The following is an 11,786-nucleotide window of genomic DNA, read 5'->3' on the forward strand; positions in this document are numbered from 1 at the left end:
GTGTGAGGTTCGACGTAGTCATCAGCGGCGGCCGGGTGCTCGACGGCACGGGCGCGCCGCCGTACCGGGCGGATGTGGGGATCGCGGGCGACGAGGTCGCGGCGGTCGGCAGGCTGGACGGCGGGCAGGCGGAGACGGTGATCGACGCGACCGGGCGTTTCGTCGCGCCCGGCTTCGTCGACTGCCACGCCCACGGCGACGCCGCCGTGTTCGACCCGGCCGTGCAGCTCGCGGCGCTGCGGCAGGGGGTGACCACGTTCGTCCTGGGACAGGATGGTCTGTCCTTCGCGCCGGGGTCGGCCGAGACCGTCGCCTACGCCTCCCGCTACTTCGCCGCCGTCAACGGCGCCCTGCACGAGGGCCCGCTGAGCGTGGCCGAGCTGCTCGACGGCTACGACCGCGTGGTGGCGCTGAACACGGCCTACCTGCTGCCGCACGGCACGATCCGCTACGACGTCCTGGGGGCCTCGCCGGAGCAGGCCTCGCGGGCGGAGCTGGCCGCGATGGTCGAGCGGGTCGAGCGCGGCCTGTCCGAGGGCGCGGTCGGGCTGTCCAGCGGGCTGGAGTACCTGCCGGGCCGCTACGCCGACGCCGCGGAGCTGGCCGCCCTGTGCGCGCCGCTCGGCGGCCTGCCGTACGTCACCCACATGCGGGCCTACGGCGTGAACGCCGGGGTCGGCATGGCGGAGGTCGTGGACATCGCCGGGCGTTCCGGCGCGGCCGTGCACGTCTCCCATCTGCACGGGCCGGCCGACGTGCTGCTGCCGCTGGTCGGCAGGGCCCACGACGAGGGCGTCGACCTCACCTTCGACACCTACCCCTACCTGCGCGGCAGCACGATCCTGGCCATGGTGGTGCTGCCGCCGTCCGTGCCGGGCGCCGAGACCGACGCGGCGCTGGAGATGATCACCTCGCCCGAGCTGGACGACTGGTGGGCCGGGCTCGGCGACGTCTACCCCCGGCTGACCGTCTCCCACGCGCCCGGCCTGGAATGGGCCGAGGGGCTCGCCCTGCCGGACGCCGCCGCGCGGGCCGGCATGACGCCCGCCGCGTTCTGCCGCCACCTGCTGGTGGAGACGCGGCTGGAGGCCGGGTGCGTCTCCGCGCGTCCTGACGAGGGCCCCGCGGGTGAGGAGTCGGTACGCCGGATCCTGCGCCATCCGTCCCACACCGGCGGCTCCGACGGCATCTACGTGGGCGGTCATCCGCATCCGCGCGGGTTCGGGGCCTTCGCCAGGTTCCTCGGCCGGCACGTCCGCGAGCTGGGCGACTGGACGTGGGAGCAGGCGGTCGTGCACCTGGCCTCCCACCCGGCCCGGCGGTTCGGGCTCGACCGGCGCGGGCTGGTGCGCGGCGGGTGCGTCGCCGACCTGGTGGTGTTCGACCCGCTCACGGTGTCCGACCGGGCGACGTACGCCGATCCGCGCAGCCCGGCGCACGGCGTCGACGACGTGCTCGTGTCCGGCGTACGGGTGCTGGCCGGGGGCGAGCTGACCGGGGCCCGTCCGGGACGGGCACTTCGATCACGCTGATCCCGCCTGGGATAAGGTCAGACGCGGATAAAGGGGGTGTCGTGCAGGTAATCCTTGGGCAGTCGGTCCTCGACGGCGAGCTCGGCTTTCCGCTGATGATCGTGCACCGCGACGCGCTGGAGCACAACGTGGCCACGATGGCGGCGTTCGCCCGCGACCACGGCATGGAGCTGGCTCCGCACGTCAAGACCCACATGTCGCCGGAGATCTCCGCCATGCAGCTCGAAGCGGGCGCGTGGGGGCTGACGGTCGCGACGACCCGGCAGGCCAGGATCGCCCGCGGCTACGGCGGCGACCGCATCATGGTGGCCAACCAGGTCGTCGACTCCGCCGGGCTGACATGGGCCGCCGGAGAGCTCGACCGCGACCCGGCCTTCGAGTTCCTCAGCTTCGTCGACTCCGAGGCCGGGGTGGACATTCTCGCCCGGCACGCCTCGACCCGCCCGTTCCGGGTGCTCGTGGAGCTCGGGCACGAAGGCGGACGAGCCGGCTGCCGCACCCTCGACGAGCTGCTGAAGGTGGCCGCCTACGTGCAGGAGACGCCCGGCGTCGAGCTGGCCGGCGTCGCCGGGTACGAGGGGGCGCTGAAGAGCGCGGACGAGGTCCGGCGTTACCTGGCAGGGCTTCAGGAGGCCGTCGAGCACGTCCGCGTCCGCAACCCGATCCTGACGATCGGCGGCAGCCAGTGGTTCGACGTGATCGGGCGCGAGCTGGTCACCACGCACGCCCGCATCCTGCTGCGCAGCGGCGCGTACGTCACCCACGACGACGGCTACTACCGCGAGCGCACGCCGTTCAACCGGATCGAGGGCGAGCTGCGACCGGCCCTTGAGGTGTGGGCGCACGTGCTGTCCACGCCCGAGCCGGGCCTCGCGGTCGTGGGCATGGGCAAGCGCGACGCGCCCTACGACGAGGGCCTGCCGGTGCCGCGCCGGAGCGGCGTCACGATCACGAAGATGCAGGACCAGCACACCGTCGTACGGGCCGACGGGCTCAAGCCGGGCGACCTGCTGGCCTTCGGGATCTCACATCCGTGCACCGCGTTCGACAAGTGGCGCGTTCTGCCGTTGGTGGACCGGGACTACCGTGTCGTCGGCACGATACACACCGATTTCTAGGGAGATTTCGTGAAGAAAGAGCTCAAGACCACCGAGGGTGCCGCTCCGGTCGGGGCCTACTCCCAGGGGCTCGTGGTGGGCGACTTCGTCTACACCTCCGGGATGGGCCCGCTCGACCCGCACACCGGCGAGATCGTCGGCGACGACGTCGCCACCCAGACCCACCAGGTCATGAAGAACCTCGGGGCCATCCTCGCCGCCCACGGCCTGGGCTTCGACGACGTCATCAAGTCGACGGTCCACCTCCAGAACGTCAAGGAGGACTTCGCCGCCTACAACGAGGTGTACAAGTCGTACTTCACCCAGCCGTACCCGGTGCGGACGACGGTGGGCTCGCAGCTCATGAACATCCTGGTGGAGATCGACTTCGTCGCGCACAAGAGCGCGTAAGGTCTGCACGTGGACAGTTCGGTATACGTCTTCGCCGAGGACCTGCACGGTGAGGGCGTCGAGCGGGTGCTCGACAGGGTCAGCGCGTACGGTGTGGGCGGGGTCACGGTCGGCGCCGTCCACCACGCCGCGCGCGACGTCACCCCGCACGGACTGTCCAGGCTGACCGTCAGGCACGACGGCGCCCACTTCACCCCGCCGGCCGGGCTGTTCGACGGGCTCCGGCTCGCTCCCGTGCCCGGCCACGTCCACGCCCTCGACGGGCTGCGCGAGGCGTGCGCCGGACGCGGCCTGAAGCTCCACGGCTGGACGGTCTTCCTGCGCAACGCCACGCTCGGCAACGAGCACCCCGACGTGACCGTCCGCGACTGCTTCGGCGACCGCGGCTCGCTGATCGACCTGTGCCCGGCCCATCCCGACGTGCGCGAGTACTCCGTCGCGCTGGCCAGGGCGGTGGCCAGGCTGGGCGTCGACAGCGTGGTCGCCGAGGCGCTGCACTTCACGCCGGTCGAGCCGCAGCGCTCCTTCGTGCAGCTCGGGCCCATGGACACGTACCTGTTCGGGCTCTGCTTCTGCGACTACTGCATGCGCCGGGCCACCGACCTGGGCGTGAACGCCGAGGTGGCGCGTGAGGAGTGCGCGCGGATCGTGGGCGGCGTCTTCGACGGCGACCCGGCCGCGCAGGGCGAGGTGACCAGGGCGGCGCTCACCGCCTACGCCGGGCCCGAGGTGGTGGCGTACGCGCGGGCGCGCTCCGAGACCGTCACCACGCTCGTCTCCGAGGTGTCGTCGGCGGTCGCCGAAGAGGGCTCCAGGCTGGTCTTCGTCGACTCGACCGGCGCGGTGAAGGGCTACCGGGACGGCCTGCCGACCCCGGGCCTGGCCGCCCACGACGCCTGGCAGCTCGGCGTGGACCTGGTGGCGCTGGGCGACCTGGTGCCCGCCTTCGGCGTGCTGGCGTACGCGCGGGACGCGGCGCGGGTGGCCGACGACGTGGGCGCGTACCTGCGGTCGGTGGGCAAGGACCGCGAGGTGCGGGCGGTGCTGCGGCCCGGCTACCCCGACAGCGACTCGACCGACCGCCTGGTGGCCAAGGCCAGGGGGGCGAAGGCGGCGGGCGCGCTGGCGGTCGACTTCTACGCCTACGGCCTGGTGCCGCACCCGGTGCTCGACCGCATCCCGGCCGCCCTCGCCGCCGCGGGCTGACCCCGCCCGTTCAGAAGGCGTCGAGCAGGGCTGAGACGGCCTTCTTCGCGAAGCCGTCGGGCAGGGGCATCCCGCGGAGGACCGTGCGCATCCACACGGCCCCCGCCAGCAGATCCATGATCAGCAACGGATCGGCCGACCCGCTCAGCTCACCCCGCCGCACCGCCCGCTCGAACACCACACGCTCCCGCGCGAACCGGTCGGCGAAGAACCGGCGGGCGTCGAGCTCGGGATGGCGCACGGCGGCGGCCAGCGCCGCGACCGCGATGTCGCTGCCGGGCGGCTCGGTGAGCAGCCGCTCGACCTGCTCGACCAGCGCCACCAGGTCACTCCGGAACGACCCGGTGTCCGGCGGCTCGAACGCCAGCACGTCGGACTCGACCAGCGCGGCCCCGAGCAGCGCCGCCTTCGACGGCCACCACCGGTAGATCGTCGTCTTGTTGACCCCGGACCGCTCGGCGACCCCCTCGACCGTCAGCCCGTCATAGCCCTTCTCCGCGACCATCCACAGCGTCGCGTCGAAGATCTCCTGCTGCTTCCTCGGCGCCATAGGTCATTTTCTCCCGGCGAACGCCATGGCGACGCCGAGCCCCAGGTAGACGACGCCGCTGACGTACCGCATCGCCTTGGCGGCCCTGGTCAGGCGGGTGCCGAGGGTGCCGGCGGTGAGGGCGTACACGATGTCCGAGGCCAACCCCAGGAGCAGCAGCGTCAGGCCGAGCATGACGATCTGGAGCGCCGGTGAGCCGGCGCCGGGGTTCACGAACTGCGGGAGGAACGCCACGAAGAACAGCGCCACCTTGGGGTTGAGCACGTTGACCAGGACCCCTTCGAGGAACACCTTGGACAGCGGCTGCACGGGCGGCGTCCCGGCCTGCGCGTCCTTGCCGGTGAAGGCGCGCACGCCCAGGTAGACGAGGTAGCCCACGCCCGCCCACTTGACGACCGCGAACAGCGTCGCCGACCGCGAGATGACGTAGGAGAGCCCGGCGGCGGCCGCGGCGATGTGCACCAGCGTGCCGGTCTCGACGCCGAGCGCGCTGGCCAGCCCGGCGGCCCTGCCCTGGGCCAGGCCCCTGGCGGCGATGTACAGGTGGTTGGGCCCGGGGACGACCACCAGGGTGAGCGAGGCCATCACGAAGAGGACGAAAGTCGTCAAGGAGATCACGAAAGAGCAGCGTAGAGTGACTTTGGTATGACGATGAGGGCCAATTCCGCGGCGGTCGGGCGGACCAATGGAATGTCGCAGGAGCGTGGCACACTTGCTGGCGTGAACGGTCTTCTCGTCGGGCGCTCGGCCGAGCTGTCCAAGCTCGTGCGTGTGCTGGAGTCCGCGGCCGGCGGCACGGCCGGGGTCGCGCTCATCGGCGGCGACGCGGGGATCGGCAAGACGCGTCTGGCCGGTGAGCTGGTGGCCGAGGCGCGCGAGCGCGGCTTCCACGTCATGGTCGGCCAGTGCGCCGAGCTGGGCGACGCGCTGCCCTACCTGCCGCTGGCCGACGCGCTGCGCGGGGCCGAGCCCGGCGTGCGCGAGGCGGTCGCCGCCCATCCCATGCTGGGCCAGCTCCTTCCGGGCCAGGAGAGCGGGGCGCCCTCGGCCGGGCTCACCCAGCAGCGGCTGTTCGGCTCGCTGCTCGGGCTGCTGGCCGACGTCCAGCCGGTGCTGTTCGTGATCGAAGACCTCCACTGGGCCGACCGCTCCACCCGCGACCTGCTGGTCTTCCTCAGCCGCATGCTCCAGAGCGAGCGCGTCTGCGTGGCCGGCACCTACCGCACCGACGACCTCCACCGCCGCCATCCGCTGCGCGGGGTGCTGGCCGAGCTGAAGCGGCTGCCATCGGTGACGAACGTGGAGCTGGGTCCGCTGGGGTCCGGCGAGATGTCGGACTATGTCACGACCTTGGGAGAGGTGGGGGCGCAGGAGCTCGGGGTCATCGTCTCGCGCGCCGACGGCAACCCGTTCTACGCCGAAGAGCTGTTCGCGGCCATGTCCGAGGGCGACAGCCTGCCCGACGGGCTGGCCAGCCTGCTGCTGTCGCGGGTCGAGGTGCTGTCCGAGGCCGGGCAGCGGGTGCTGCGCGCCGCCGCGGTGGCCGGCCGCCGGGTGGAGGACGAGCTGCTGCGCGAGGTCTCGGGGCTGCCGCTGGCCGAGTTCGAGGAGGCGGTCAGGGAGATCGTCTCGCGCGGCCTGCTCAAGGTGCAGGGCCACGGCTACACCTTTCGTCACGCCCTGCTGCAGGAGGCGGTCTACACCGATCTGCTGCCCGGCGAGCGCACGAGGCTCCACGCCGACTTCACCCGTCTGCTCACCTCGCCCGCCGAGCTGGCCCACCACCACCTCGCCAGCCACGACCTGGCCGGTGCGCTCGCCGCCTCGGCCCAGGCGGGCCGGGACGCCGAGCGGCTGGGCGCGCCCGCCGAGGCCCACAACCACTATGACCAGGCGCTCGCCCTGTGGGACCGCGTCGAGGGCGCCGACGAGCTGGCCGGGGAGAGCCGGGTCGCGCTGGCCTTCCGCAGCGCCGTCGCGGCGGCCGACAGCGGCGACAACCACCGGGCGGTCCACCGGTTGCGGGCGCTGCCGTCGTCCTCCGAGGTCGACGAGCGGCTGGCCTACTACCTCTTCGAGACCAACGACCCGCCCGGCGCCATCGCCGCCGCCGAGCGCGCGGTCGAGGAGGCCGGAGACCAGCCGAGCCTCGCCCGCGCCCTCGCCACCCAGGCCCGCACGCTGCTGTGGACCGCGCGCCACCACGAGGTCGAGCCGCTGACCGCGCGCGCCCTGGAGACGGCCCGCGCGTGCGGCGCCGTCGACGCCGAGGTGGGCGCGCTGCTCACGCTGGCCAGCTACGTCGAGCAGCGGGGTGATGTGGCGCGGGCCCATTCGCTGGTCGAGAGCGCCTCCGCCCGGGAGACGGGCGACCTGGCGATGGACCTGCGGGCCCGCTTCCACCACGCCCGCATCCACTACGAGCAGGGCCTGCTCGCCCAGGCCGCCGAGGTGGCCGACAACGGCATCGAGCTGGCCGTCAGCACCGGCCTCAACTGGAGCACCTACGGCACCGACCTGCGCTTCCTGCGCCTGCTCATCCACTACGTCGCCGGCGAGTGGGACGCCGCGGAGGCGGTGGCCGCCGGGTTCGGCGCGCGGGTGGGCACGCTGTCGGAGGCCATCCTGTCGTCGTTCGCCCTGTTCATCGAGGTGGGGCGAGGGTTGCCGGTGGTCGAGGAGCGGCTGGGGTGGCTGCGTCCGTTCTGGCGTGATCCGCTGGCGACGTACATGTCGCGGGGCATGGCCGCCGAGCACGCCCTGTGGAACGGCGACCCGGCCGCCGCGCTCGACCACGTCCACGCGGCCATGGCCACGCTCGACGAGGGCGAGTCCGGCGCGTTGCGGCTGGCCGCCGTCGGCCTGTGGGCGATGGCCGAGCTGGGCACCACGGAGGGGGCCGACGACCTGCTGGCCCGCGCCCGGTTCGCCGCCACCAAGGGGCCGACCGGCGAAGGTGGCCACCTCGGTCCCGAGGGCCAGGCCTGGACGCTGCGGGTGGAGGCCGACTGGCACCGCCTCCACGGGCGGCTCGACGTCGAGCTGTGGCGCGAGGTGGTCGCGGCCTTCGACTTCGGCTTCGTCTACGAGGTGGCCAGGGCGCGCTGGCGGCTGGCCGAGGCGCTGCTGGCGGCCGGCGAGCGGGAGGCGGCGCAGGCGGAGTGGGCCCTGGCCAAGGAGGCGGCCGGCAGCCTGCGGGCCTCGCCGCTGGAGGCCGCGCTGCTGGAGTTCGGCAGGCGGGCCCGGTTCGGCGGCGGGCAGCCCGAGGGTGGCCTGACCGCGCGCGAGGTCGAGGTGTTGCGGCTGGTCGCCGAGGGGCTGACCAACCGGGAGATCGCCGGGCGGCTGTTCATCGCGCAGAAGACGGTGAGCGTGCACGTCTCCAACATCCTGAGCAAGCTCGACGTCTCCACCCGTACCCAGGCGGCCGCCGCCGCCCGGACGCACGGGCTCGTGTGATCGCGGCGCTGAACGAGGCCGCGCGGTGGTCGGGCGTGGTGGTCGAGTTCTCCGGCAGGGGGGCCGATGGGCTACGGCACCTGGGCCGGGCCGAGCAGGCCCGTTGGCGGGACAGGCAGGGGTGAGTCCGTACATCTGGGACGCCACGTGCGGCCATTTGGGGCGACGTTTGCGTCTCGCCTCGTAGCGTCCGAGATCGGGACCTCTCACCGGAGAGCGATGGCGGGCCCGGCCGGCGGCTCGCGTCGACCTGTCCTGTCGTGACAGGTCGGCCCATCCCGTTGTGATGCGCCGACCCGTCCTGCCTCGAAAAGGAGCAGTCATGCCCACTCTCGCCACGTCACTGCCCGCTCTGGCCGCCGCCGGGTTGACCGTCCTGGCTCCGGTCGTCGTCCCGGGGGCCGCGCACGCCGCGGCCGCGATCTCGTGCACCGTGTCCGGCAAGGCCCAGTACCTGCCGGGGGCGGGCCGGCTCTCGCAGACGGAACGTTCCGACAGGGGCGCGTGGAACTGCGTGGACCGCAGCGGCTCCGGGGTCACGGCGGCCCAGCTCCACGCCACCTTCAACGGCGTGCACTCCAACTGCGACGGGAGCAGGGCGTTCACCTCAAGAGGGCGCCCGTCCGGCGGCGGCAACGCGTTCGACCAGGTGTTCGGCACCCGCGACTACGAGCGGCGCAACCTCGCCAACCGCATCATCTACGACCGCGAGGGCCACAACCTGGCCGACCGCATCATCCACGACCGCGACGAGCGCGAGATGGCCGACCGCATCGTCTACGACCGCGAGCGCTGGGGGGCCTCCGACGGGGTCGTCCGCGACCGCGCCGCCTCCGCCGGGAGCACCGCGCCCGGGGGCATCGGCACGGTCACCATCGACTGGACCATCAGGGGCACCAAGCAGACCAGCAGGGTCAGCGCGCGCATCGTCGACGTCGTGCACGACACGGCCAAGGTGTCCGGGACGATCCAGTCCGGGCCGTTCAGGGGCAAGACGTTCACGGGCCGGTTCGGCAGCCATCTGCTCGGCGGTTCGTGCGTCTCGGGCGCGTCCGGCAGCGTGCTGAACGCGGACTTCAGGGGCGAGTTCGAGGTCGCCTGACCGCCACTCCACAGGGTGCGACCGGCGCCTGGCCCCCGTACGGGCGGCCAGTCCGCCGGTCCCGCCCGATCGCGTCTGTTTGGTAAGTTGTCGTGAGGTGTGCCGGGAAGTCTGGTCGGCGATTCTGCCGTCGATCGTGGAGTTCTCCTTGAAGGCTTTCCCAGGTGGTCCGCCGTGACCGTCACCGCGTGGCTGGCGGTCGCCGTCTTCCTCGTCTCGTACACGCTGATCGCCACCGAGAAGGTGCACCGGGTCGCCGCGGCGCTCGGCGGCGCTGGGATCATGCTGGTGCTGCACGCCACCGACGGCGGCGCGGCCTTCTTCGACGAGCACACCGGCATCGACTGGAACGTCATCTTCCTGCTGCTCGGCATGATGATCATCGTCGGCGTGCTGAAACAGACGGGCGTCTTCGAATTCCTGGCCATCTGGGCCGCCAAACGGGCCAGGGGACGCCCGTTCCGGCTCATGGTGCTGCTGATCCTGATCACGGCGGGCGCGTCGGCGCTGCTGGACAACGTGACCACCGTGCTGCTGATCGCGCCGGTGACGTTCCTGGTCTGCGAGCGGCTGGCGCTGCCGGTGGCGCCGTTCCTCATCGCCGAGGCGATGGCCTCCAACATCGGCGGCACCGCCACCCTGGTCGGCGACCCGCCCAACATCATCATCGCCAGCCGCGGCGGGCTGACCTTCAACGACTTCCTCGTGCACCTGACCCCGCTGATCGTGGTGCTGATCGTCGTCTTCATCGGGTTGTGCCGGGTGATGTTCCGCCGGTCGTTCACCTACGATCCCGGGCTGGCGGCCGAGATCATGGCGCTCGACGAGCGGGAGGCCATCGCCGACCGCAGGCTGCTGTGGCAGTCGCTGACCGTGCTCGCGCTGGTGATGGCGGCGTTCGTGCTGCATCCCGTGCTGCACTACGAGCCGTCGGTGGTGGCGCTGCTCGGCGCCGGCGTGCTGGTGGCCCTCACCAAGGTGACCACCGAGGAGGCGATCGCCGAGGTCGAGTGGCCCACGCTGGTGTTCTTCGCGGGCCTGTTCGTCATGGTCGGGGCACTGGTGGAGACCGGGGTCATCGACCGGGTCTCCCAGGCCGCCGCGCGGGCCACGCACGGTGAGCTCGGGCTGACCGCGATGGTGCTGCTGTGGGCCTCGGCGGGCCTGTCCGCCATCGTGGACAACATCCCGTACGTGGCCACCATGAGCCCGATCGTGGCCGACCTCGTCCAGGCCAACGGCGGCAACGGACCGGCGCAGGTGTTGTGGTGGGCCCTGGCGCTCGGCGCCGACCTGGGCGGCAACGCCACCGCCGTGGGCGCGGCGGCGAACGTGGTCATCCTCGGCATCGCGGCCCGCAACGGCACCCCGATCAGCTTCTGGCAGTTCACGAAGTACGGCCTGGTCGTCACGGTGACGACGGTCGCGCTCGCCACGCCGTACCTGTGGCTGCGCTACCTGGTGTGACGCGGCTCATGTCACACCAGGGGGCCGCGAACGCTCTCAGAGGACATGATGCCTGGAATGACGGACGTTTTCGCCGGCCACAGGGAGCTGCTGTTCTCCATCGTCTACAACATGCTCGGCAGCGTCTCCGACACCGAGGACGTGCTCCAGGAGACCTGGCTGTCGTGGTCGTCGAGAGATCCGGACGAGATCGGGAACCCGCGCGCCTACCTGGTGCGCATCGCGGTGAACCAGGCGCTCGCCCACCAGTCGGCGCTGCGCCGCCGCCGCGAGACCTACGTCGGGCCATGGCTGCCCGAGCCGCTGGTCACCGCGGCTGACAGAGCCGCCGACAGGGCGGCCGACGGGGCGGCCGACGGGGCGGAGGAGGTGGTGCGGGGCGAGTCGGTGTCGCTGGCGCTGCTGGTGGTGCTGGAGACGCTGACCCCGCTGGAGCGGGCCGTGTTCATCCTGCACGAGGTGTTCGCCTTCCAGCACACCGAGATCGCCGGCATGCTCGGCCGCAGCCCCGCCGCCGTACGGCAGGTCGCGCACCGGGCCCGCGAGCACGTCCAGGCCAGACGGCCGCGCAACCGGGTGGACGCGCACGTCCAGCAGGAGGTGACCGAACGGTTCGTGGCCGCGGCGTTCGGCGGCGACCTCGACGCGCTGATGGAGCTGCTGGCGCCGGAGGTGACGTTGTGGGCCGACGGCGGCGGCAAGTCGGTGGTGGGCGGCCCGCGTCCGGTCCGGGGCCGGGACAAGGTGGCCCGGCTGCTCGTCGCGCGCACCGCCCAGCCGATGGAAGGGTTGGACATCCAGTACAGAGAGACCAACGGGGACCCCTCGGCGGTGGTGTTCGTGGCGAACGCGCCGTTCGCCGTCATGGTCGTGGACCTGACCCCCGACGGGTCGCAGGTGCGCGACATCTACACGGTCGCCAACCCCGACAAGCTCTCCAGGGTGCGGAAGGAGCCATGATC

10 protein-coding genes are annotated in these 11,786 nt (G+C 72.4%); 8 read left to right on the forward strand and 2 right to left on the reverse strand.

The annotated features are described in order from the left end of the window. Positions 1 to 2: 2 nt before the first annotated feature. The 4 genes from ACWCSU_RS02685 to ACWCSU_RS02700 are packed head-to-tail and all read left to right on the forward strand — an operon-like array spanning position 3 to position 4,246. Positions 3 to 1,532 carry an N-acyl-D-amino-acid deacylase family protein gene (locus ACWCSU_RS02685; RefSeq protein WP_449933089.1) on the forward strand — a complete coding sequence of 510 codons (1,530 nt, stop codon included), beginning with the start codon at positions 3 to 5 and terminating at the stop codon, positions 1,530 to 1,532. 41 nt (positions 1,533 to 1,573) lie between these two features. Next, positions 1,574 to 2,650 carry an alanine racemase gene (locus ACWCSU_RS02690; RefSeq protein ID WP_449933091.1) on the forward strand — a complete coding sequence of 359 codons (1,077 nt, stop codon included), beginning with the start codon at positions 1,574 to 1,576 and terminating at the stop codon, positions 2,648 to 2,650. A gap of 9 nt (positions 2,651 to 2,659) precedes the next feature. Further along, positions 2,660 to 3,040: a RidA family protein gene (locus ACWCSU_RS02695; protein WP_357702857.1), complete on the forward strand. Its 381-nt coding sequence runs from the start codon at positions 2,660 to 2,662 to the stop codon at positions 3,038 to 3,040. A gap of 9 nt (positions 3,041 to 3,049) precedes the next feature. Then, positions 3,050 to 4,246 (forward strand): hypothetical protein, encoded by a 1,197-nt coding sequence (locus ACWCSU_RS02700; RefSeq protein ID WP_449933093.1) that lies wholly within the window; start codon positions 3,050 to 3,052, stop codon positions 4,244 to 4,246. A gap of 10 nt (positions 4,247 to 4,256) precedes the next feature. On the opposite strand, the gene ACWCSU_RS02705 is transcribed toward ACWCSU_RS02700, so the two are convergent. Beyond that, positions 4,257 to 4,796: a TetR/AcrR family transcriptional regulator gene (locus ACWCSU_RS02705; protein WP_357702853.1), complete on the reverse strand. Its 540-nt coding sequence runs from the start codon at positions 4,794 to 4,796 to the stop codon at positions 4,257 to 4,259. 3 nt (positions 4,797 to 4,799) lie between these two features. Further along, complete coding sequence (locus tag ACWCSU_RS02710; RefSeq protein WP_449933095.1) at positions 4,800 to 5,414, reverse strand: LysE family translocator; 615 nt, start codon at positions 5,412 to 5,414, stop codon at positions 4,800 to 4,802. A gap of 102 nt (positions 5,415 to 5,516) precedes the next feature. On the opposite strand from ACWCSU_RS02710, the gene ACWCSU_RS02715 reads away from it, so the two are divergent. The 4 genes from ACWCSU_RS02715 (at position 5,517) to sigJ (ending at position 11,784) form a co-directional block, all read left to right on the forward strand. Continuing rightward, positions 5,517 to 8,255, forward strand: coding sequence for a helix-turn-helix transcriptional regulator (locus ACWCSU_RS02715; protein WP_449933097.1), 2,739 nt, complete (start codon positions 5,517 to 5,519; stop codon positions 8,253 to 8,255). A 322-nt stretch (positions 8,256 to 8,577) separates the two neighbouring features. Beyond that, positions 8,578 to 9,357, forward strand: coding sequence for a hypothetical protein (locus ACWCSU_RS02720; protein WP_449933099.1), 780 nt, complete (start codon positions 8,578 to 8,580; stop codon positions 9,355 to 9,357). A gap of 174 nt (positions 9,358 to 9,531) precedes the next feature. Continuing rightward, entirely contained in the window at positions 9,532 to 10,824 is a 1,293-nt protein-coding gene (locus ACWCSU_RS02725) for an ArsB/NhaD family transporter (protein WP_449933101.1), read from the forward strand. Positions 10,825 to 10,881: 57 nt separating this feature from the next. After that, a complete protein-coding gene (sigJ, locus tag ACWCSU_RS02730; protein ID WP_449933103.1) occupies positions 10,882 to 11,784 on the forward strand; it encodes an RNA polymerase sigma factor SigJ in 903 nt (300 codons plus the stop codon). The last annotated feature ends 2 nt before the right edge of the window (positions 11,785 to 11,786 follow it).

The organism is Nonomuraea sp. NPDC001699 (genome assembly GCF_053596455.1).